This is a genomic window from bacterium, from assembly GCA_030648955.1.
Classification (GTDB): domain Bacteria; phylum Patescibacteriota; class Minisyncoccia; order Phycocordibacterales; family JAUSHB01; genus JAUSHB01.
Window position 1 is genome coordinate 1 of the sequence record JAUSHB010000008.1, and the last position, 21,230, is coordinate 21,230.

Below are 21,230 nucleotides of genomic sequence, written 5' to 3' on the forward strand. Positions count from 1 at the left end.
GGATCGATTGCCAAACAATGTGAGGAAGATCAATTGCGAATTAAAAAAATATCTGCAATACTACAATTACAAAAGAGTCCATGCAGGAATTAATTACTTAACTCCCATGCAGGTGGTGTGAAGCTATTGGTTAGATTACGACATCTCAAAATTTTATCCTGAAGCATAGCACGTCCGAGAAATGGTGACGTGTCGTCCCAACGTCGTTTCGCAACTTCTGTGATAGTTTCTATTATAAAAAAACTTCCGGAAATTAAATTCCGGAAGTTGAAAATATGTTACATGTAATTCAATTTTGTAAGTGCTTTTCGTGTCACGCACGACAGAAGAACAAAACAATCAGCCATACATAAATCATCCAATGAAGGACTTTTCCTTGTGAGGATTTCATAAAGCCCTACACCAAGTTTACAGTAATAGTTGCGCTTAATGGAACCCCCTTCTGCATCATTCGGAAAAATGGTATAGATGAGAAAGCATAGTTCAGCATTCTTGCGAATCATGCACCACTCTCTTTTTTCTATGGTATCAGAGAGAAAATCATAAGGAGAAACGTATGTTTTGTGATTTTTCAAAAATTGGATGATTACATGTGCTATATACTTGCTCCCATAAACCGCAACATCATCAGGCATCAGATGGCTCTCGCATTCCTTACGAATTGCTTCTTCAAGACCTTTTGTTGCGCGGTCTATTGTATTTTGAACATCGTATGGAGTTTTTTTCTTTACCAATATAGCGAGACGAGAATACAGTATTTCTCCCCAATGGGTAATGTCCTCTAAGTCATGTCGTTTCTTGATTGAGAATTTTCTGTGCTTGTGTCTCCTTAAATCATCACACCTTTCTTCAAAGTCAATAACGTTTGTGGTTTTAGATGCACGATTATCTCGAGTCATGAATTCCTCCTCTATGTTTGCTAATATATTCCTTTTGTATTCTCTACTTAATCATTGGCTATGTAAAGAGCTTGCTCTCAAGTTGATTTACCTATAAAGTGTTGCGTATACCTTCCCCTATGGCACGACCAAAGGGGTGGTTGTGCATTTATGAAAGACGAACAAAAAATCATTGTGAAAGGGGCGCGTACTCACAATCTCAAAAATATCACGGTTGAGATGCCGCGCAATAAAATGATTGTATTTACAGGCCTTTCGGGTTCTGGGAAATCTTCGCTTGCTTTTGATACTATTTTTGCAGAAGGACAACGTCGCTATGTAGAATCACTTTCCGCGTATGCTCGACAATTTCTTCATCAGATGCAAAAGCCTGACGTAGACGAAATTACAGGGCTTTCTCCGGCGATATCAATCGACCAAAAATCTCACTCGTCCAATCCTCGTTCTACGGTTGCCACCATCACAGAGATTTATGATTATCTACGCGTCTTATTTGCGCGAATTGGAAAGCCTCATTGTCTCGTGTGCGGAATAGAAATTCAAAAACTATCAAATGAAGAGATACTCAATTTTGTTCTTGAGAAAATATCTCAAAACAGGAGGAAGGCTAAAGGAAAAACTTCTCTCACAATCCTCGCACCCATTGTTCGAGGAAGAAAAGGGGAATACTACCAGCTCCTCTACGACCTTTTAAGCAAGGGATATTCTAAGGTTCGCATCGACGGTACAATGAAAATTTTGCGCGAACAAATCATCCTTTCTAAAAATAAAAAACATGATATTGATGTATCGATCGATGAAATAGAAATATCGGGCGCTAAAAGTGACTTCAAGGTCATAAAAGAGCGTCTGGCTGAAGCGGTTGAACGTGCGCTCATCGAGTCTGAAGGATTGGTAAGAATTGTTTTTGATTCCGGCGACGAGGCGCTTTTGTCTAGTAAATTTGCATGTCCCACGGACGGCTTTTCATATCCGGAAGTTGAGCCACGTTTATTTTCATTCAATTCTCCCTACGGAGCCTGTGAAGCATGTCATGGTTTGGGTACTAAACATCTTTTTGGGGATGATCCTTGTACTGTCTGCAAGGGAACTCGTCTAAAGCCTGAAGCGCTTGGTATTCTTGTGGGAAAGAAAAATATCCATGAACTTGTTGCGCTCTCAATTCAGGATGTGAGTGAATTTTTTAAAAATATAAAACTATCAGAACGCGATCGTAATATTTCCTCCGTGGTTATCAAAGAAATTGAACACCGTCTTCGTTTTATGCTTGATGTGGGAATAGAATATCTAACACTTAATCGCCGTGCAAATACGCTTTCAGGAGGTGAAGCTCAACGCATCAGACTTGCATCACAATTGGGGTCTCGTCTTGTGGGAGCACTCTATGTTCTCGATGAGCCGACCATTGGACTTCATCAACGCGACAACGACCGTCTCATTAAAACACTTCAAAATCTTCGCGATTTGGGCAATACAATTATTGTGGTTGAACATGATGAAGATACTATTTTTTCTTCAGACTATCTTGTCGATATTGGTCCTGGCGCCGGAGTACACGGGGGAAAGATTGTTGTTGCGGGTTATTTGGAAAAACTTTTAACTGATAAAAAATGCTCTTCGTTGACGTTGGACTATTTGCGTGGAGATGAAAAAATTGAAATTCCCAAGATACGCCGTGAGTCTGACCGAGGAGCTCTTAAAATTCTTGGGGGAACGATCTTCAATATCAAAAACATGGATGTAACGATACCCCTTGGAAAATTTACTGTTATAACCGGAGTATCTGGATCCGGAAAGTCATCGCTTATGTATGAAATTATTTATAAAAATCTACAAGGACGTTACGATAGGCGGTATCGAACCAATGAGATTTATAATTGTAAAACATTTCAGGGAATGGAATATATTAACCGTGCCGTATTGATTGACCAAGGTGCGATTGGAAGAACACCTCGTTCCAATCCCGCTACCTATACCGGAATGTTTATTTTTATACGAGAGCTTTTTGCGGAAAGCGAGGAGGCGAGAATTCGCGGATGGAGCCCCAGTAGGTTCTCGTTTAATGTGAAGGGTGGGCGATGTGAAGCGTGTGAAGGGAACGGCACAATTGCGGTTGAAATGCATTTTTTGCCAACTGTCTATGTTTCCTGTGATGTATGTCGTGGAAAACGATTTGAAAAAGAAACACTTGAAGTCAAATATAAAAAGAAAAGTATTTTTGAAATACTTGAAATGACTGCGGAGGAAGCATTTAGTTTTTTTGAAGATATCCCAGCGATTCATGACCGCCTTAAAACCCTTGTTGATGTTGGGTTAGGGTATCTAAAATTAGGACAATCGGCTACCACACTTTCGGGTGGGGAAGCGCAACGTGTTAAAATTGCAGCGGAATTATTCAGACCCGATCTCTATAAAACAATATATCTTCTTGATGAACCAACGATTGGGCTTCACTATGAAGACGTAAAAAAGCTTATCGAAATTCTCCAGAAACTTGTTGATAAAGGCAATACGGTTGTTACAATTGAGCATAATATGGATTTTATAAAATGCGCTGATTATGTTCTTGATATTGGTCCTGAAGGTGGTAGCGGGGGAGGAAATGTTGTTGCAAAAGGAACACCCGAACAAATCGCCGCGCACCCTAACTCTCATACCGGCAGATATCTTCGAAAGGTATTAAGGAGAAAATAAGGAAAGGCGGTATGTTCTAGAACATACCGCCCAAACATTACTGTTTCGATACTTTAAAGTACGCGTTGGGATCTGGATATCGTAGACTCCTTCTCATGATGCGATTAAATGTCGAAATCGCAATAACCAGAAAATCCTTTTCAAAACGACCACTCGTTGATTCAGCATGGTTAATTCCCGGATATTTTTCTTCGTCACGAATACCCCAGTATATCTGAAGAAAATTAATGATCATTTTTCTTATTTCCATATCCGCCATCTCCGCGAACATGCCAGTTTCTTGAAGAAGACATGCAAGGATTGCGCATGTTTCAACGTGTAATTGCTGACCGTTGAGTGAACGTCCCATCCCTCTGTCTAATAACTCTTTAACCATGGGTAAATATTGAGGATATTTTCCCGCTTCTGATATCCACGTGCTTTTGTTAACACTTGTGTGATGACCTGCGGATTTCGGTTTTTCTTTAGACATTGACGTCACCTCGCTTGTGATGTTCTTTTGTAACTATATACTACCTATATATGAAATATCAAGCCCTTACAGCCAAGAAACTTCCCCGGGAACCCGGGGTATATTTTTTCACTGGGGCAGGTGGAAAAATTCTCTATATTGGCAAGGCGACCTCGATTCGTGAGCGCGTACGAAGTTACTTTGGAAAGGATGTTGCAAACACACGCGGGCCGCAGATTGTCTCAATGATCGAGAAAGCGAAAATCATAAAATTCCAAAAAACCGATTCGGTTCTCGAAGCACTTATCCTTGAAGCAGAGCTGATTAGAAAACATAGGCCTCTCTATAATACAAAAGAGAAAGATGATAGGAGTTTTAACCACATTGTCATTACTGACGAGGATTTCCCCCGTGTTCTCATTATACGCGCCCGCGAACTACAAACTAAAAACTACAAACTAAAAACTATTTTTGGTCCCTTCCCCCGTGGAGGAATACTCAAAGATGCGACGAAAATCATCCGTAAAATTTTTCCTTTCCGGGACACGTGCGTGCCTGCCACGACACTTATGGCGCAGGTAGGCTTGCCTGGTATTGGCAGACCGTGTTTTAATCGCCAGATCGGGCTGTGTCCGGGTGTGTGCACTGGTGAAATTTCACCAGAAGAATATCGTGCTCGGATAAAAAACCTAAAACTTTTCTTGCGCGGACGCAAAAAAGATGTGGTTCGAAATCTCACCAAAGAAATGAGGGCTCTTTCAAAACGCCAGGAGTTTGAAAAAGCAGGGGAGATAAAACGAACCCTTTTTGCACTGACTCATATCCAAGATATCGCCCTTTTAAAACGTCATCTTTCCATCCAAAGCGAGGCTTTGGATGGATTTCGCATTGAGGCTTATGATGTAGCGCATATTAGTGGAAAATATCTTGTCGGAGTGATGACGGTTGTCGAAGATGGCGAAACCGCAAAAGACGAATACAGAAAGTTTAAAATCAAAAGTTTTCAGGGTGTTGATGATACTCGCGCCCTCAAGGAAGTTTTGGAAAGGCGTCTCGCGCACCCCGAATGGCAGTACCCAAAACTTATTGTTGTAGACGGTGGGAAAGCGCAGAAAAACGCCGCAGAGGTCGTTTTACGCGCGGCAGGAGTGAGTATTCCTGTAGTTGGCGTGGTCAAAGATGAACACCATCGCCCCAAAGAGATACTCGGTATTGCAAAGGTCCGACCTTGGGGAGCCTTAAGGTCGGACCTTGAGCATTCAATTCTACTCGCCAACAGCGAAGCGCATCGATTTGCGATCAAATACCACAGGGAAGTACGGGGAAAGATGAGATAATTTTCGTTGGGTTGACAATCTTTTTATAATGTGCTAGCATGTTAATTAGAGATTTTTGTTTTCTTATCCGTCAACAAACGAAAAGGAGTTGACCATGGCACATAACCAACTGCAACAACGTATTGATGAAGTATCGGGTGGCATAATCGGCCTCCTGGCAGGACTGACTGATGCACGCGTTTCTTTGGGCGACGCACGTGTGACGGAATTTCTGGATATAATGCCCCAAAAAGGCGAAGTGCTTTGGCGACATTTTCTTGCCGACAAAGAAGAGTACGAATGTACTTTTGTAGACTTCGTGAGAGTTGCAATTTCTCAATATCAATGGTCGTAACATTGACCATCGAAACCCCACTGAATGTAAATTGCAGTGGGGTTTTTATTTTTTAAGATTTAAAACAATCCTTCAGAACCTCCTTCACCCCCGTAGTAAAGTAAAGCTTACTACAGGACAAGCATCTCCACCATTTTAGCTAAATAGTTCTTCGATAACCTGCTTAACATCATTGCCGTCAGCACTATCTTTAAGCTCCTTCATTACCGCACCCATAAGTTTTCCCATATCTGCTTTGAGGGTATACCCAAGCTCTTTTTGTTTCTTTTCGGCAACTTTTTTAATATCAGCCTTGCTCATTGTCTCCGGAAGATATTTTTGCAATAAGACAAGTTCTTCTTCTTCAATTTTCACAAGATCTTCGCGTGAACCTTTTGTAAATTGCTCGATAGAATCTTTACGCTGATTGGCAAGCCGTTTAATGACCTTGAGGGCATCGGGGTCGGGAAGTATCTCATGTGGTTTTTTCTTCTGCACAATAAGCTCGTTGACGAACGCGGACAGAATTCCTCGGACGACATTCAGGCGCATCGTATCTCTCGCTCGCATTGCTTCTTTCACCTGATCTCGTATTTTTTCATGAATGGTGGGCATGATGTATTTATTACTAATATGTAAAACAGTATAGTATAACCAAAGTCAATTTTCAAACATTGGGACATTGTAAATTTAATGAAAATTGAGAACTGAAAATTGGAAATTCCCCCATATTTCTGGTACTATAAAGAAAATACATATGAAGCGAATTTATATCAAAGATCTACACGACCATATTGGGAAAGAGGTATCTATCGCCGGGTGGGTGGATGTGCGCCGGGACCATGGCAAGCTTGTTTTTATTGACCTTCGCGACGCGACAGGAACTGTGCAAATGGTTGCGTTGCCAAACCACGAAGAAGCTCACGCACAAGCTCACACTGTGCGACCGGAGTGGGTGCTTGGCATACAAGGGAGGGTCAATAAACGTCCAGAAAAAATGGTGAATATGAATACACCGACAGGGGATATTGAAATTGAAATCCTTGGAGTGGAGATTTTAAACAAAGCACATGAACTTCCGTTTGAAAAAAGTACGGGACTGAATCTTGATACCTATCTTGATTACTTGCCACTTACCCTTCGCACTGCGCGCTCACGGGCAATTTTTCGTGTTCAGGCACACATCATCAAAGCGTTCCGTGATTTCCTCACCAAAGAGGGATTTATCGAGATACAAATCCCTAAAATTGTCGGGGGAGACGCGGAAGGAGGCGCCGCAGTTTTTCCGATAGAATATTTCGGACATATCGCATACCTTGCAACAAGCCCGCAACTCTACAAACAAATCATGGTGGGAGTGTTTGAGAAAGTATTTGCGACAGGAAATATTTATCGCGCCGAAAAACACAGCACCACGCGTCATATCAATGAATACACAAGTCTCGACCTTGAAATGGGGTTCATTAAAGACCACGTGGACATCATTCTCCTTGAAACTCGCTTTCTTCATTTCCTTCTAAAACGGCTTGAGGAGTCTTGCGCGGAAGATTTCAAGCTTCTCATTGCGGAACTCCCCACACTTCCCACAACAATCCCTACCATGAAACTTCGTGAAGCGCAGGAAATCATCAAAAAAGAAACGGGGGAGGATTGCACGCATGAGCCAGACCTTGATCCGCAACACGAACGATGGCTTTGTGAGTATGCCAAGAAAAAGTTTAATTCTGATTTTATTTTTATTACGCATTACCCGGTAAAAAAACGTCCCTTTTATACTTACGAGGATGAAAATGATTTGGGATACACAAAAAGTTTCGATCTTCTTTTTCGAGGACTTGAAATAACCACGGGCGGACAACGCATCAATGATCACGATAAACTTGTGGCGAACATCAAAGCATGGGGACTCGATCCTGAAAAATTTTCATACTATCTTCAGTCGTTCAAATACGGCATGCCACCGGAAGGTGGGCTTGCGATAGGACTTGAGCGCATTACCGCAAAACTCTTGGGAATTGAGAATATCAAAGAAGCGACGCTTTTCCCAAGAGATATCAATCGTATCGATACCCTACTTTCTCAATAGTTTTTTATCAACACTTCACAAAATCCATATTCGCTGGTATAATTCTTTATAGTTAGTCATCGAGGAGATTTGATTATGTCAAAGCCTGACTTTGTTCATCTACAAAATTTTACAACTGTCGAGGACATATTAGATGAAGCACGGAGGCATAATTTCCCCGCTTCCCCAGTTCGTTTAGTGTCTACTGAACTTAATTCCCGGATGCCCATTGGACACACGGTTGTTAAAACCGAAGAAGAGCTCGTTAGAAAAGCCGTTGAAGTTATGGAGTTTAGTTCAATGCTTCATGTAATGGTCGTTCCTTCAAACGATCCAAGATTTTGGAACACTAAACTTCTTTACCCAAAACCGAACAACCACGAATATGTTAAGTTGTAATGGTCTGCCTTTCGGGCAGACCATTTTTCTTGAAAAACAACTGATAAAAAGGTAGTATCTTAGAATCATTATGAATGCAGAATTTCAAGTAAAAACATCGGTATTTGAAGGGCCTCTCGACGTGCTTCTCGATCTTATTGAAAAGCGGAAACTTCTTATCAATGACATATCGCTTGCACAAGTGGCAGATGATTATATTGCTTATATAAAAAACTTTGATCAATTCCCAATTGAGCATGCCGCTGATTTTGTGTTTGTCGCGTCAACACTTGTTCTGATTAAATCAAAATCGCTTTTGCCGACCCTCGAACTTACTGAGGAAGAGCAGGGGAGTATTGAAGATCTGCAGAAACGGCTCGCAGAATATAAGCGCATTAAAGAATTGAGTGTTTATATTAGAAAAATGTATGGAGAAAAAATGATCTTTGCCCGCGTTCCTTCGCGCATGACCACACCGATATTTTCTCCCAACCAAGAAACTACACTCGAGCATATTTGGGGGGCAATCCAAAATATCATCAACACACTCCCCAAAAAGCAATTTATCCCCAGGGTGGTGGTCGCAACCGTGATCAGTCTTGAAGAAATGATGGATCGATTGACTGACAGAATACGAGAAAATATCAATATGAGCTTTAAAGATTTCGTCGGAGGGACAAAAGAACGAGTCAATGTTATTGTGGGGTTTCTTGCCCTCCTCGAACTAGTAAAGCAAGGTATGATTTCCGTAGTGCAACAACAGAGTTTTGAAGATATTCATATTAAGGTGGGAGAAGAGGTGGGCGAAGCTTCCATAGCTTCAGAAGCGTCGCAAGCTTTATAGAGCCTAAAAAATCATGAGTATTGATGCAAAATTAGAAGCAGTATTATTTTTTAAAGCAGAACCACTGTCGATAAAAAAACTTTCCCAAATTCTTAATGTTGACGAAACAGAAGTAAAAAGTGCGCTTGAAATCCTGAAAGAGAAACTTCTAGAAAGAGGAGTTACTCTCATTGAAAAAGATGATGAAGTGATGTTGGGAACTGCATCAGAAGCAAGTGGAATCATTGACGAACTTTCCCGAGAAGAGCTCTCGCGCGACCTAGGAAAGGCTGGACTTGAAACGCTTTCTATTATTTTATATCGCGGACCAATCACACGAAGTGGCATTGATTATATTCGTGGTGTCAATTCAACATTTATTCTACGAAACCTTTTAATCCGCGGTCTTGCTGAAAAGATTCCTAATCCGACCGACCAAAGAAGTTTTTTGTACCGCGCAACGTTTGACCTTCTTTCACACCTTGGAATTTCACGCGTCGAGGATCTTCCGGAATATGGGAGCACAAATGAATCAATAGAAAAATTTGTAGAAGAGTTTAACAATGAAAGCAATGGCGAACAACAACCAGAACAAACCCAACCCACCGAGTGACTCACTCGCAGTGAAGAGTGTCCGTAAAAACAAAAAGCTCTCCGCTCAAAATAAAAAACAAGAACCCGAGCTTGATAGTTTTTCAAGCGCTCTTTTGGGAACATATTCAAACAAGAGTGATAACACCATTGAGGCTGTCTCCGATTCCGAACCAATATTGTCTTCTCAAGACGATACTCTTGATGTCATTTCCAACGATAGTTTTGAAAATATTAAAGAGCCGTCCCCCGAAGAAAAACATCTCGAACTTCCCAAGGAAAAAGATTTGGTGTTATTACCCAGTCATGGAGATGTAAAAATTTTGACACCGGGCGAGATTCAAACGGGTAAAAAATCATTACTCCCCGCACTCATACTTATCACGCTTATGGTTGTTTCGTATGCAATTGGCTATAACAAAAATCACACGAGCAACGAAGAAAACGTGATTACAAACAATAATTTAGAAGAACAGACGAACCCATTTGAACATATTGAGCTCAAAGGGAAGGCTGCGTATGTGTATGACACCACAACAGGCACTACCTTATTTGAATATAACGCACATGATATTTTACCGCTTGCCTCACTTACAAAGTTAATGACAGCGATTACAGCATCGGAAATCCTCCCCATAGGCACGGTCGTAACCATCAACAGATCTGATATCGAGAGCGAGGGGGATTCGGGACTCTTTATGAATGAACGCTGGAAACTTTCCGATATTATTGGCTTCACCCTCATGACTTCATCAAACGACGGCGCAAGCGCTCTCGCTACGGTTGCCGGATCTTTGGGACAAAATGCGTATGGAAAGCCTGTCGATGAATCAAAGCAAAAGTTTATTGCCGAAATGAATAGAAAATCACAAGAACTTGGATTGCAGGGAACTCATTTTTATAATGAATCAGGGCTTGATGTTGATGGTGAAATAAGCGGCGGATACGGAACCGCACGAGATGTTGCGTTACTCATGGCGTATGCACTAAAAAACTCATATAGAAATATGGAACTAACAACACGGGTGCGCACCACGATGACTTCCCTCGACAATATTCGCCATAAAGCGACCAATACTAACGAGAATATTAATGCCATCCCGGCAATCATTGCTTCCAAAACCGGATATACCGATCTTGCGGGGGGAAATCTCGCCGTTGCCTTTGACGCAGGACTATCACACCCTGTTATTGTGGTCGTGCTTGGCTCTACGCGTGAAGGGAGGTTTAAGGATGCTGAAGCGCTTACTTGGGCGGCACTGGAAGAGCTCAAAAGAAAATAATAAATAATAGAAAAGCCGCCTTGCTAGCAAGGCGGCTTTAAAAAATATAAAAAGAAAAGAGCCATCTTAATTATGAACTAGACCAATGTCCTGAACCAACACTAGATTTTTCTTTCAAAACAACGCACTTTATGTGTTTAGGGCGGAATCCCGACTGTACTACACGACCCACAGATTTGGTCAATCTATCCAGTTCCTTCCCCCCAAGAACTATGGGACCAGAAATATGAACAATAATTTCTTCGCCTAGCCCCCAATTCATTCTATCTGTTGGAAAAAATACTGCGAGAGATTCCATATCTCTAGACTTAAAAATATCGATTAAAAGCTTGGTCACCGTTTTGTAGATATCTTCATCAACTCCATTAGGCGTACCCCAGATATAAATTGAGTTCATTAAAATCTCCTAGGTTTTGATTTCAAAAGTAATCTTACTCTAAGCTAAAACAAAACCAAGACCGTGTCAAGCAGCAAGAAGATATTTTTTCGCTCTTTCTTTTTCATTATTTTAAGATATATTTCCATATATCAGGTTCATTCGCTCCAAGTAAAAATAAGTTTTTACTTATCGCTCATTGCCTGATATAATCATGGCAATACGTTTATTTTCTTTTCAACTCTTAACTTATTTCATGATCATCAACGTCGTCAAAGTTTTCATACCGCTCGCGATTGCTTTTTTTATTGGGATCGCGATAACGCCTCTTCTTACTCACTATCTCTATAAACATAAGATGTGGAAGAAAAAGGCGCGTACCGAAGGGCTTGGTGGGGGAGGGACGCCGATTTTCAATAACCTGCACAAAGAAAAAGAAGTTGGGACGCCACGAATGGGCGGGATAATCATCTGGATGAGCGTTCTGCTCACCATGTTTGCGATATGGGTCATCGCAAAACTTTTTCCATCCGATATTACTGCAAAACTTAATTTTTTAAGCAGGGAACAAACATGGCTTCCGCTCTTTACACTTATTGTCGCATCTCTTGTCGGTCTTGTGGATGATATTCTCGTTATTTATGGCAGGGGAGGATACATCGCGGGCGGAATTCCCCTTAAAATTCGCATTGGTGTCGTGCTTCTTATTGGACTTATCGGTGGATGGTGGTTTTTTGATAAATTGGATGTTTCTTCGATCCATATTCCGTTCAACGGAGACTGGGAGCTTGGAATATTCATTATTCCATTCTTTATGATCACCATGCTTGCGCTTTTTTCAGGTGGAGTAATTGATGGTATTGACGGGCTTGCGGGAGGGATTATGGCGGCAATTTTTACCTCATATGCCGGTATAGCATTTTTTCAAAACCAAATCGATCTTTCTGCATTCTGCGCAGTTGTGGCGGGAGGGATTCTTGCATTTTTGTGGTTTAATATCCCACCTGCACGTTTTTATATGTCTGAAACAGGGATGCTCGGGCTCACCACTACCATCACCGTCGTTGCATTTCTTACCAAAAGCGTCTTGGTGCTTCCCATTATCGCCATGCCGCTTCTTCTCGCATCACTTTCAGTCATCATTCAAATCACGTCAAAAAAATTACGTAATGGAAAAAAAGTATTTTTAGTCGCCCCCATTCACCATCACTTTGAGGCACTTGGCTGGCCATCGTATAAAGTCACCATGCGTTTTTGGGTCATTTCAATATTCTTTGCTGTCATTGGATTAATTGTTGCACTTATTGGATAACAACAGAAGCTTCAATAGCTTCGCGAGCTTTCAAGATAGAAAAACCAAAAAGCAACTCTATGAATCGCAAAAAGGCAGACAGAATATTTCTTGGAATCGTGGCGGCACTCGTGCTTGTCGGAACTTTTTTGTTTTTTTCCGCAAGTTTGGGGCTTTTGGCGCGTAGCGAGGATTTATTTTCCAGTGTAATATTCAGCAGACTTATCTTTGGGTTATTGGCAGGAACTATAACGCTTATTATTACTTCAAAAATTCCGCATACCTTTTTAAAAAAATCATCTTTCTATTTCTTTGTATTTTCAGTAATTCTGACTTCGCTCGTATTTGTTCCAGGAATTGGTTTTGAGCACGGCGGGGCAAAACGTTGGATTCATCTTTTTGGCATATCATTACAGCCGGCAGAATTTCTAAAATTAAGCTTTGTTATTTATTTCGCTGCGATTCTCTCGTCACTTAAAGGAAAAATTAAAACATTCGCGTATGGACTTCTCCCAGCCCTTATTTTGCTTGGCATTACAGGGATCCTACTTATTAAGCAACCTGATATGGGAACGTTTCTTGTTATTTTTACCTCTGCAATTGCCATGCTTATTGTAAGCGGAGGGAAATGGTCACACATAGGAATCTTGGGAGGAATTTCCATCGTAAGTGTTGCCATTCTCGCACACTTTAAACCTTACATTCTTTTACGTTTCACCACCTTTCTTGATCCAACAGGAGACCCACTTGGGGCCGGATATCAAATACAACAATCATTAATTGCCATAGGCTCGGGGGGTATTTTTGGAAGAGGTTTCGGACAGAGTATCCAGAAATTCGGCCAACTTCCCGAACCCATAGGTGATTCGATTTTTGCTGTGGCATCAGAAGAATTTGGAATGATTGGTGCTGTAATAATTATTGCACTTTTTGTTGCACTTGCGATACGTGGTTTCCAGATTGCTTCACGTGCTCCAAATTATTTTAGTGGACTTCTTGTCGTAGGTCTTGTTATACTAATGGTGACCCAATCATTTATGAATATTGCATCAATGCTTAGTGTCCTTCCCTTGGTTGGCGTCCCACTTCTTTTCATTAGTCACGGCGGTACAGCACTTTTGTTCGCGCTCCTTGAAGCAGGGATTATTTTACAGGTGTCGAAGTATCAGAGGGAATAATACAAGAAAAGTAATTTTTAATTTCCAATGAAATAATTTGAAAATTGTAAATTTTTATGCAATATACTTCATTATCAGCAATAACATCTCCCGTAATAGCTTTTGAGTTATTGCAGGCGGGTTTCTAATAAGATGAAGGTAGTCTTTACTGGCGGGGGATCAGGAGGTCATTTCTATCCTATAATAGCTATCGCGGAGAAACTTAATGAGCTTCTTGATCGTGAGAAATTTGTTGATGTTAAAATCTACTATCTTTCTGATGCTCCATACGACGAGCGAATACTTTTTGAAAAAGGAATCATATTTAAAAAATTACCCGCTGGTAAACTACGAAGATATTTTTCATTTTTAAATATAGTTGATCTTTTCAAAACAGTCTACGGCGTAGTGCGAGCACTCGGAGTATTATATGTTCTGTTTCCCGATGTGGTGGTAGGGAAGGGGGGGTATGCAAGTTTTCCTACACTGATTGCGGCAAAATTTCTCAATATTCCGGTCATTATTCATGAATCAGACAGCGTACCCGGACGTGCGAATATTATTGCATCTAAATTTGCACGACGTATCGCTGTATCGTATCGTGAAGCGGCGGAATATTTTCCCATAGAAAAAACTGCATTTACGGGAAATCCAATCAGAAGAGATGTTGCCATTCCTATGCGTGAAGGTGCGCATGAAATCCTCAAACTTGACAGCACGGTACCCACGATACTTATTCTCGGCGGTTCTCAAGGGGCGTCAATTATCAATGATGCCATTATGCAAGCGGCTCCACGTCTTACAGAAAAATATCAGATCATCCACCAAGTGGGTATCAAAAATCTTGAAGCTATGAAAAATATGGCAGAGGTGGTGATGGCAAAAAGCCAATATCGCGAACGTTATAAAATGTTTGGGTATTTAAATGAGATTACATTGAGAACATCTGCGGGTGTCGCAGACCTTGTTATATCGCGAGCTGGATCAGCAATTTTTGAAATAGCTGCATGGGGAATACCTTCTATTATTATTCCTATCACTGACTCCAATGGAGATCATCAAAGAAAAAATGCGTATGCATACGCCCGAGGGGGAGGATGTATTGTTATAGAAGAATCAAATCTTACGACAAACCTCATAACTTCCGAGGTTGAACGTCTTATGGATGATGCAGAGATTCGAGAAAAAATGAAGGTGAGTGCAAAATTATTTGCTAAAGATGATGCTGCTCTAAAAATAGCTCAAGAAATTCTTCTTGTCCTCAAAGAACACGCGAAGTAACCTCTTTTTGGGTAAACCAAAACCCCCATGAAAAATCATAGGGGTTTTTACCTGCTTCGCCTTTCCTTGCGACTAATTTTTTGTATGTATGCATAATCAAACTTTATTTCATCTCCTTTCACAAGCCCTTGGCTGTGCCAACGATTTGAAATTTTTGGATAGTCCTTGAGACACACGGCAGTAAACCAGTATGAACCATTTGAATTAGTCCTTGGGGGTGTAAGTGCTTTTATAAAAATTCCTCCGACTTCCCCGATTATTTTTTTACATACATATAGCCTGTCCCCCTCTCCTACGCAAATAACCTTAAAGCATTCTCCTGTTTTCAATCTTGCTTTCATAAGGCTACCCTCCAATTTATTAGATTGTGTTACAATACAAATATATTCTACAAAGATTGTATGGAAAAGAATCAAAAAAAGCAAGAAGTTCGAGTTCGTTTTGCCCCATCCCCAACAGGCGTCTTACATGTGGGAGGAGCACGCACCGCTCTCTTTAATTTCCTATTTGCAAAAAAACATGGTGGGAAGATGGTTTTGCGCATCGAAGATACGGATAAAGAGCGTTCAAAGAAAGAACATGAGGACGATATCCTCGAGGGATTGAAGTGGCTCTCTATTTCATACGATGAACTCTATCGTCAATCTGACCGAACTGCTGTGTATAAGAAATATCTTGAGCAGCTCATTGTCGCGGGATCGGCATACATTTCAAAAGAAGAAGCCTCGCAAGAAGGACTCCCTGCACCGCAAAGCACTGCGTCGCGGCAGGTAAGTAAGCGAGGGGAAGTAATACGATTCAAAAACCTCAATAAGATAGTCACCTTTCGCGATCTCATCCGCGGTGATATATCATTTGATACGACCGAGCTTGGCGATTTTGTAATCGCAAAAGATCTTGAAACTCCGCTGTATAATTTTGCCGTGGTGGTGGACGATTTTGACATGGGTATAACGCACATCATTCGCGGAGAAGACGGAATATCAAACACACCACGACAAATTCTTATACAGGAAGCGTTGGGTGCACCTAGACCTTTCTATGCTCACATACCGTTCATTCTGGCCCCCGATAGGTCTAAGCTCTCCAAAAGACATGGTGCCGTATCGGTGACCGAATATCGAGACCTTGGATTTTTTCCTGGAGCACTGGTTAATTTTCTCGCACTTATCGGATGGAACCCTGGAGATGAGCGAGAAATTTTTTCTATAGAAGAACTCACGCGAGAATTTTCGATTGAAAAAGTTCAAAAAGGAGGTGCGATATTTAATATTGAAAAACTTCGATGGATGAATAAGGAATATCTCAAAAAAATGCCGCCTACGGAATTCAAAAAGCGCGCTTTAGAATATGTTCCAGATTCAATCCGAGCGTTCCCTGGTTTCAGTGAAAAAAGATTTGATGCGGTACTTGCGGTCATTAGCGAGCGTATGAGCACATTCAAAGATATTGCCACGATGGCAGAGACTGGAGAAATCGGATATTACTTTGTTGTGCCTGAATATCAAAAAGAAAAACTTTTATGGAAACCTACCGGCGCTCATTTGGCAGGCGGGGAAGATGGCGATTACACAAAAATAAAAGCACAGCTTACGCGGGTAGTAGAAATTCTTGAAACTGTTGATAACGCGTCTTTCACTAAAGAAAAAATAAAAGAGGCGCTTTGGAATTATGCGACAGAAGAGGGGAGGGGGTTCGTACTTTGGCCAGTACGTATGGCACTATCAGGGAAGGATAAATCTCCAGACCCATTTGTGCTTGCTGAAGTTTTGGGCAAAGAAGAAACGATGGAAAGACTTTTAGTGGCGATAAAAAAATGTAGTGAGTAAATATGAACATACGTTTTTTAGTATATATAGTTATTTTATTTCTTACATTCGTAGTATCTCCCGTTGATATTCACGCGGGAATCATTGATGATCTTCGACAAAAAATAGACGGTAGGGGAATAGAAATTAAAAATCTTGAGCAGGAAATCGCGCAATACGAGAAAGATATCGCATCACTAGGGGGACAAGCAAAAACACTTGCAACCTCAATCAAGGAACTTGATATTGCCCGCAAAAAGCTCGATGTGAATATTCGCCTTACTGAAAGTAAAATTTCAGCGCAAAATCTCAAGATTGAAAAACTCGAACTTGAAATTAATGACAAGAAGGTTAAGATCGGTCTAAATTCCAGCGCTATTGGAGAAATACTTCGCACGATGGACCAAACTGAATCAAAAAATTTGGTTGAGGTGATTCTTTCTACTAATAATTTTTCAAAATTTTGGGATGATATAGAAAATTTAGAGCGTTTAAGTGGTTTAATTCGTGAACAACTTAAGGAACTCGAACAACTAAAAGCTGCGCGAGAATCTGATAAAAAGTCTACGGAAGAAGAAAAAGAGGTGCTTATGGGACTTAAGAAAGAGTTAGCTGATGAGAAACGAGTTGTTGAAAATAATAAAAAAGAAAAAGATCGCTTACTTGTATCTACGAAAAACAAGGAATCAAATTATAAAAAAATTCTACAAGAAAAGCAAAAACTCAAGGATGCTTTTGAAGCAGAACTTCGTGAGTTTGAATCTGAACTTAAGGTTGCAATTGATCCGAATAGTTTTCCTCCCGTCGGATCGCAGGTTTTATCATGGCCTACGGACAATGTTCGTGTAACACAATATTTCGGCGATACTGCATTTGCAAAAAGTGGCGCTTATAATGGAAAAGGTCATAATGGCATTGATATTGGTGTAACCTATGGTACAAAAATTAAAGCATCTCTGTCGGGAACAATTGCAGGTACGGGAGATACAGATATTATTTGTCCTGGAGCTTCCTATGGTCGCTGGGTACTTATAAAGCACAAAAATGGCTTGAGTACGCTCTATGCACATCTTTCAGTTATAAGTGTCTCTGCGGGGCAAGAAGTCGATACAAGTGGTATTATTGGATATAGTGGTGACACGGGGTATTCCACAGGCCCGCACCTCCATCTTACTGTTTATGCAACCCAAGGCGTGAGTATTGAATCAAGAAAAAGTAAGGTATGTGGAGGAACATATATAATACCGATAGCACCACTCAACGCATATCTTGACCCAATAAATTACCTTAAAAAATTATGAGCTTACTAATCATTCCAATATTCTGCAGAATGTTGGAATGATTATAATAATAAAATACCTATGCCCTCAACACAAAAATCAGGTTTTATTAAATTAATACTCGTATTTATAATTGTTATAGCTATTATTTCTTATTTTAGTATAGATATTCGCGCAATCGTGGAATCAAATACATTTCAATGGGGACTTGGGCTTGCGAAAGGACTTTGGCAGAATTACGTATCACCGGCAGTAAATTTTATTTTCGGCTATTTTGAAAAATCAAAAGTTTAAGGGAGATGTTTGTGTCGCAATTAGCGATTGTGCGATCTATAACCTAAAAATAGTCGCGCAATCGCGACGATCTTTTGCAACGTTATATTATTTACACGTGCTTATGCAGTAAAACTAGAAATATCAATCTGCCATATTTACCGTTCTCATGCCTCACTTGGTGGTTAAAAAGTTATGACGTCGCAAAAGATATATTGTGCGACGTCGTATGTTTTTATAAAGCCCTTACTCCCTAGAGTTCCTTGAGTGCCCTTAGTGGACTCTTAGCTTTTGTAATCGGTCTCCCGATAACCAAATAATCCGCGCCAAGTCGCATCGCTTCATGGGGAGTAATTGTACGCTTCTGATCATCTTTTTTTGCATACCACACAGGTCTTATTCCAGGCACAACCTTGATTATTGATTTGATTCCTGGGACACCCTTAAGCGCCCCCAGTTCCTGCCCCGAACACACTATCCCTTGCACTCCCACGGTTATGGCATCTTGAGCGAGTTTTATGACGTTTCTTTTTGTATTTTTATTATTTTGCGAAGTAAGCACAGTTACAGCAAGAATTTTACTCCTTCCAGCATTTTGTTTTGCGGCTTTTATCATTTCAATACCGCCGGAAGCATGAACGGTTATCATATCAGCGCCGGCGCGTGAGAGTTTTTTCACACTATTTGCAACAGTATTAGGAATGTCATATAACTTAACATCAGCAAACACGTGCCCGAACTTTTTGAGTTTTCGAACAATAGAACTATCCTCATAGAGTAGGTCGCCTATTTTAAACCCCCAGACTTTTCCACTTAACGCGCGGGCAATTTTAAGCGCTTCTTTTAAGTTCATCCCGTCTAATGCAATAATTAAATTTTCCTTCTTCATGTTTTAAAGGTTACTATTCTGTTATATTATAGAGAAAGCAAAAGCCCGCAATAGAAACTTTTGCGGGCTTGTTAATTGAGTTGCCTCAAATTAATTTAATCTTTGAGATTTTCCTCCAGGATAATTATCCATCATTATGGCCGGCCATATCCAGACTATAATAAATGTTATAACCCCCCAAATATATGATTCGCAGAACCAACCCCAAAGAGTCTCGAAGATTTTCTTCATATGCCACCTCCATGAGAATTAGATTTTATCTCATTAAAATATAGCCTGCGGAGGTAGAGTTGTCAATCAAGCCGTAATATCCCAATAGCATGGAATTTTTGATTCGAAAAAACAACAACTCCCACCTAAGTGATGGGAGTTTGGGCAAAGCCCAACCGTTAATGTACTACTTAGCGCACCATGCGCTTTCTTGGATGTGAGCGAGTATAGCCCTTTGGAGGCTCTGGTGACTTTGTTGAATTGTTGCCGGGGATCTTTTTGTCTCCTTCTTCGTCGGACACGATTTTTGCTCTCCCAAAGGCAATTGTTACGAAAAGACCAGCAACTAGCCAAACAAATAGAACTGTCATCAATGTGTTAGCGTTCATCAAAACCTCCTCAAGCTGATTTAAGGCTTATGTGGGGTTGTGGAAACATCTAGCGTTTATTATCCCCTATTTTTGTAATCTTTGTCAAGGGTTTTAGACTTATCAAATTCCAGGCCTAATGAGCAGGTTTTTATAGCTTATTTTTATTTGAAATTTCGGCAGATACCTCTCCGATATGCTCAACAAAAAAACATACTATGCACCATCAATAACACCCAAAAGAGTTTCGATGAGTGCTGCAATCGCCAATGTGGGAACAACTATCTTAAAAAATACACCGAGAGCTGATGAAAAGCTTGGGTGAAACGACTCCCTTGTCCTTATTTGCGTATAAAATTTTTCACCGAGCATCACCCCAAGGCTTGCCGCAAGAAGTACTGCTGGAATCTCCAAAATACCATGCGGAAGAGTGAGCGCAAGAAAACTCGTGATTCCCTTCTCTGCAATGGCAACAGTACCCACAATACCAATAACATACCCATTGATAAGAATAAACATGACTGGAATAATACCAAAAAGAATCCCACTAACCAGTGCGAAAAATGATTTTACTGCATTATTTAAAAATATGATCCAAAACATTTCAAACGTTCCCGCACTGGATATAAACTCAAGTTGTTGAGATATCTCTTCAACCCCCTCTCGTGCTTCATGGGGAAAAAGTTGGGCAGTGATAATTCCCACTGAAATTGCTATAAAAAAAATAAGCGATATAACTTTTAAATATAGCTCTGTGCTTTCGTTGATTTTGCATAGTTCTCGTATTTTTCCCCTTAATATCATATAAGATTTCTTTTTATAAGCACTCGAGTAACAGGGCACGTTCTATGGTCATGTCGTGGAACCGCTTTGCAATACTTTCTTCCATATTCTATAAGTCGATACGTAAACTCAAACCATTCCTTCTTGGGCAACACTTCCATGAGCTCACGTTCTATTTTTATTGGATTAAATTCAAGAGTGAGTCCGAATAATCTCGATAATCGTCTTACGTGCGTATCAACAGCAATCCCCTCTACAATACCATACGCGTTCCCCAAGACAACGTTTGCTGTTTTGCGTGCAACGCCGGGCACAGCGAGAATCTTCTCCATGGTATGAGGTACCTCCCCGTCATATTCTTTTTTGATCATTTTTGCCGCCGCTAATATATTTTTTGTCTTGTTGCGATAAAATCCCGTTGAATAAATATCTTTCTCAAATTCTTTCTGTTTCGCGTGCGCGTAATCATCGAGTGTTCTGTATTTTTTAAAAAGCTTTTCGGTTACCTCGTTTACTTTTTTATCAGTGCATTGCGCGGAAAGCTCCACAGCAACCAAAAGCTCCCAATTATTTGAGTATCGAAGCATCATCCCCGCCTTCGGAAAAAGTTTTTTAAGTTCCCTTAAAACAATCTTTGCTCGACGTTTGCGGATTTCTAAATTTTTATTATTTTGCTTCAT

22 protein-coding genes are annotated in these 21,230 nt (G+C 40.6%); 14 read left to right on the forward strand and 8 right to left on the reverse strand.

Annotated features, from left to right (window positions below; translation table 11 throughout):
* Positions 1-278: 278 nt before the first annotated feature.
* Positions 279-899 carry a hypothetical protein gene (locus Q7S11_01395; GenBank protein MDO8572407.1) on the reverse strand — a complete coding sequence of 207 codons (621 nt, stop codon included), beginning with the start codon at positions 897-899 and terminating at the stop codon, positions 279-281.
* A 150-nt stretch (positions 900-1,049) separates the two neighbouring features.
* Between Q7S11_01395 and uvrA the strand changes: the two genes are divergently transcribed.
* Entirely contained in the window at positions 1,050-3,593 is a 2,544-nt protein-coding gene (gene uvrA, locus Q7S11_01400) for an excinuclease ABC subunit UvrA (GenBank protein ID MDO8572408.1), read from the forward strand.
* 37 nt (positions 3,594-3,630) lie between these two features.
* Here the strand turns inward: uvrA and Q7S11_01405 are convergent, their stop codons facing one another.
* On the reverse strand, positions 3,631-4,065 hold the full coding sequence (locus tag Q7S11_01405) for a hypothetical protein (protein MDO8572409.1): 435 nt from the start codon (positions 4,063-4,065) through the stop codon (positions 3,631-3,633).
* Positions 4,066-4,115: 50 nt separating this feature from the next.
* Here Q7S11_01405 and Q7S11_01410 point away from each other — a divergent pair, with 50 nt between their 5' ends.
* Both Q7S11_01410 and Q7S11_01415 read left to right on the forward strand, forming a co-directional pair.
* Positions 4,116-5,381 carry a GIY-YIG nuclease family protein gene (locus Q7S11_01410; GenBank protein MDO8572410.1) on the forward strand — a complete coding sequence of 422 codons (1,266 nt, stop codon included), beginning with the start codon at positions 4,116-4,118 and terminating at the stop codon, positions 5,379-5,381.
* 94 nt (positions 5,382-5,475) lie between these two features.
* A complete protein-coding gene (locus Q7S11_01415; protein MDO8572411.1) occupies positions 5,476-5,715 on the forward strand; it encodes a hypothetical protein in 240 nt (79 codons plus the stop codon).
* 135 nt (positions 5,716-5,850) lie between these two features.
* Here the strand turns inward: Q7S11_01415 and Q7S11_01420 are convergent, their stop codons facing one another.
* Positions 5,851-6,309: a GatB/YqeY domain-containing protein gene (locus Q7S11_01420; protein MDO8572412.1), complete on the reverse strand. Its 459-nt coding sequence runs from the start codon at positions 6,307-6,309 to the stop codon at positions 5,851-5,853.
* 142 nt (positions 6,310-6,451) lie between these two features.
* Between Q7S11_01420 and aspS the strand changes: the two genes are divergently transcribed.
* The 5 genes from aspS (at position 6,452) to Q7S11_01445 (ending at position 10,834) form a co-directional block, all read left to right on the forward strand.
* Positions 6,452-7,780: an aspartate--tRNA(Asn) ligase gene (aspS, locus tag Q7S11_01425; GenBank protein ID MDO8572413.1), complete on the forward strand. Its 1,329-nt coding sequence runs from the start codon at positions 6,452-6,454 to the stop codon at positions 7,778-7,780.
* A gap of 75 nt (positions 7,781-7,855) precedes the next feature.
* A complete protein-coding gene (locus Q7S11_01430; protein MDO8572414.1) occupies positions 7,856-8,158 on the forward strand; it encodes a hypothetical protein in 303 nt (100 codons plus the stop codon).
* A gap of 70 nt (positions 8,159-8,228) precedes the next feature.
* Entirely contained in the window at positions 8,229-8,981 is a 753-nt protein-coding gene (locus Q7S11_01435; protein MDO8572415.1) for a ScpA family protein, read from the forward strand.
* Between the two features lie 13 nt (positions 8,982-8,994).
* A complete protein-coding gene (locus Q7S11_01440) occupies positions 8,995-9,573 on the forward strand; it encodes an SMC-Scp complex subunit ScpB (protein ID MDO8572416.1) in 579 nt (192 codons plus the stop codon).
* The gene (locus Q7S11_01445; GenBank protein ID MDO8572417.1) at positions 9,524-10,834 is read left to right on the forward strand and encodes a hypothetical protein; all 1,311 of its coding nucleotides are present in this window, start codon (positions 9,524-9,526) and stop codon (positions 10,832-10,834) included. Before Q7S11_01440 ends, Q7S11_01445 begins: the two co-directional genes overlap by 50 nt.
* A 70-nt stretch (positions 10,835-10,904) precedes the next feature.
* On the opposite strand, the gene Q7S11_01450 is transcribed toward Q7S11_01445, so the two are convergent.
* On the reverse strand, positions 10,905-11,231 hold the full coding sequence (locus Q7S11_01450) for a hypothetical protein (GenBank protein ID MDO8572418.1): 327 nt from the start codon (positions 11,229-11,231) through the stop codon (positions 10,905-10,907).
* A 193-nt stretch (positions 11,232-11,424) separates the two neighbouring features.
* Between Q7S11_01450 and Q7S11_01455 the strand changes: the two genes are divergently transcribed.
* The 3 genes from Q7S11_01455 to murG all read left to right on the forward strand — a co-directional run bounded on the left by Q7S11_01455 (position 11,425) and on the right by murG (position 14,939).
* The gene (locus Q7S11_01455; GenBank protein ID MDO8572419.1) at positions 11,425-12,522 is read left to right on the forward strand and encodes a hypothetical protein; all 1,098 of its coding nucleotides are present in this window, start codon (positions 11,425-11,427) and stop codon (positions 12,520-12,522) included.
* A gap of 59 nt (positions 12,523-12,581) precedes the next feature.
* On the forward strand, positions 12,582-13,679 hold the full coding sequence (locus tag Q7S11_01460; GenBank protein ID MDO8572420.1) for a putative peptidoglycan glycosyltransferase FtsW: 1,098 nt from the start codon (positions 12,582-12,584) through the stop codon (positions 13,677-13,679).
* 132 nt (positions 13,680-13,811) lie between these two features.
* The gene (murG, locus tag Q7S11_01465; protein ID MDO8572421.1) at positions 13,812-14,939 is read left to right on the forward strand and encodes an undecaprenyldiphospho-muramoylpentapeptide beta-N-acetylglucosaminyltransferase; all 1,128 of its coding nucleotides are present in this window, start codon (positions 13,812-13,814) and stop codon (positions 14,937-14,939) included.
* Positions 14,940-14,986: 47 nt separating this feature from the next.
* Here murG and Q7S11_01470 read toward each other — a convergent pair whose 3' ends face one another.
* Positions 14,987-15,280 (reverse strand): hypothetical protein, encoded by a 294-nt coding sequence (locus tag Q7S11_01470; protein ID MDO8572422.1) that lies wholly within the window; start codon positions 15,278-15,280, stop codon positions 14,987-14,989.
* Between the two features lie 60 nt (positions 15,281-15,340).
* On the opposite strand from Q7S11_01470, the gene gltX reads away from it, so the two are divergent.
* Genes gltX through Q7S11_01485 form a run of 3 tightly spaced genes read left to right on the forward strand, consistent with a single transcriptional unit; the run spans position 15,341 to position 18,321 of the window.
* Positions 15,341-16,768: a glutamate--tRNA ligase gene (gltX, locus tag Q7S11_01475; GenBank protein ID MDO8572423.1), complete on the forward strand. Its 1,428-nt coding sequence runs from the start codon at positions 15,341-15,343 to the stop codon at positions 16,766-16,768.
* Positions 16,769-16,770: 2 nt separating this feature from the next.
* Entirely contained in the window at positions 16,771-18,048 is a 1,278-nt protein-coding gene (locus Q7S11_01480) for a peptidoglycan DD-metalloendopeptidase family protein (protein MDO8572424.1), read from the forward strand.
* A 60-nt stretch (positions 18,049-18,108) separates the two neighbouring features.
* Positions 18,109-18,321: a hypothetical protein gene (locus Q7S11_01485; GenBank protein ID MDO8572425.1), complete on the forward strand. Its 213-nt coding sequence runs from the start codon at positions 18,109-18,111 to the stop codon at positions 18,319-18,321.
* 232 nt (positions 18,322-18,553) lie between these two features.
* Here Q7S11_01485 and pyrF read toward each other — a convergent pair whose 3' ends face one another.
* From pyrF to nth, 3 genes are all read right to left on the reverse strand, one after another.
* Positions 18,554-19,189 (reverse strand): orotidine-5'-phosphate decarboxylase, encoded by a 636-nt coding sequence (pyrF, locus tag Q7S11_01490; protein ID MDO8572426.1) that lies wholly within the window; start codon positions 19,187-19,189, stop codon positions 18,554-18,556.
* 794 nt (positions 19,190-19,983) lie between these two features.
* Positions 19,984-20,571, reverse strand: coding sequence for a stage II sporulation protein M (locus tag Q7S11_01495; protein MDO8572427.1), 588 nt, complete (start codon positions 20,569-20,571; stop codon positions 19,984-19,986).
* On the reverse strand, positions 20,568-21,230 hold the full coding sequence (nth, locus tag Q7S11_01500) for an endonuclease III (GenBank protein ID MDO8572428.1): 663 nt from the start codon (positions 21,228-21,230) through the stop codon (positions 20,568-20,570). The genes Q7S11_01495 and nth overlap by 4 nt, the downstream gene beginning before the upstream one ends.

What these genes read in the sequence shown, in the direction of transcription:
- Q7S11_01395 (MDO8572407.1), bottom strand. Translation starts at nt 899, where the DNA reads ATGACTCGAGATAATCGTGCATCTAAAACCACAAACGTTATTGACTTT.
- uvrA (MDO8572408.1), top strand. Translation starts at nt 1,050, where the DNA reads ATGAAAGACGAACAAAAAATCATTGTGAAAGGGGCGCGTACTCACAAT.
- Q7S11_01405 (MDO8572409.1), bottom strand. Translation starts at nt 4,065, where the DNA reads ATGTCTAAAGAAAAACCGAAATCCGCAGGTCATCACACAAGTGTTAAC.
- Q7S11_01410 (MDO8572410.1), top strand. Translation starts at nt 4,116, where the DNA reads ATGAAATATCAAGCCCTTACAGCCAAGAAACTTCCCCGGGAACCCGGG.
- Q7S11_01415 (MDO8572411.1), top strand. Translation starts at nt 5,476, where the DNA reads ATGGCACATAACCAACTGCAACAACGTATTGATGAAGTATCGGGTGGC.
- Q7S11_01420 (MDO8572412.1), bottom strand. Translation starts at nt 6,309, where the DNA reads ATGCCCACCATTCATGAAAAAATACGAGATCAGGTGAAAGAAGCAATG.
- aspS (MDO8572413.1), top strand. Translation starts at nt 6,452, where the DNA reads ATGAAGCGAATTTATATCAAAGATCTACACGACCATATTGGGAAAGAG.
- Q7S11_01430 (MDO8572414.1), top strand. Translation starts at nt 7,856, where the DNA reads ATGTCAAAGCCTGACTTTGTTCATCTACAAAATTTTACAACTGTCGAG.
- Q7S11_01435 (MDO8572415.1), top strand. Translation starts at nt 8,229, where the DNA reads ATGAATGCAGAATTTCAAGTAAAAACATCGGTATTTGAAGGGCCTCTC.
- Q7S11_01440 (MDO8572416.1), top strand. Translation starts at nt 8,995, where the DNA reads ATGAGTATTGATGCAAAATTAGAAGCAGTATTATTTTTTAAAGCAGAA.
- Q7S11_01445 (MDO8572417.1), top strand. Translation starts at nt 9,524, where the DNA reads ATGAAAGCAATGGCGAACAACAACCAGAACAAACCCAACCCACCGAGT.
- Q7S11_01450 (MDO8572418.1), bottom strand. Translation starts at nt 11,231, where the DNA reads ATGAACTCAATTTATATCTGGGGTACGCCTAATGGAGTTGATGAAGAT.
- Q7S11_01455 (MDO8572419.1), top strand. Translation starts at nt 11,425, where the DNA reads ATGGCAATACGTTTATTTTCTTTTCAACTCTTAACTTATTTCATGATC.
- Q7S11_01460 (MDO8572420.1), top strand. Translation starts at nt 12,582, where the DNA reads ATGAATCGCAAAAAGGCAGACAGAATATTTCTTGGAATCGTGGCGGCA.
- murG (MDO8572421.1), top strand. Translation starts at nt 13,812, where the DNA reads ATGAAGGTAGTCTTTACTGGCGGGGGATCAGGAGGTCATTTCTATCCT.
- Q7S11_01470 (MDO8572422.1), bottom strand. Translation starts at nt 15,280, where the DNA reads ATGAAAGCAAGATTGAAAACAGGAGAATGCTTTAAGGTTATTTGCGTA.
- gltX (MDO8572423.1), top strand. Translation starts at nt 15,341, where the DNA reads ATGGAAAAGAATCAAAAAAAGCAAGAAGTTCGAGTTCGTTTTGCCCCA.
- Q7S11_01480 (MDO8572424.1), top strand. Translation starts at nt 16,771, where the DNA reads ATGAACATACGTTTTTTAGTATATATAGTTATTTTATTTCTTACATTC.
- Q7S11_01485 (MDO8572425.1), top strand. Translation starts at nt 18,109, where the DNA reads ATGCCCTCAACACAAAAATCAGGTTTTATTAAATTAATACTCGTATTT.
- pyrF (MDO8572426.1), bottom strand. Translation starts at nt 19,189, where the DNA reads ATGAAGAAGGAAAATTTAATTATTGCATTAGACGGGATGAACTTAAAA.
- Q7S11_01495 (MDO8572427.1), bottom strand. Translation starts at nt 20,571, where the DNA reads ATGATATTAAGGGGAAAAATACGAGAACTATGCAAAATCAACGAAAGC.
- nth (MDO8572428.1), bottom strand. Translation starts at nt 21,230, where the DNA reads ATGAAGCAAAATAATAAAAATTTAGAAATCCGCAAACGTCGAGCAAAG.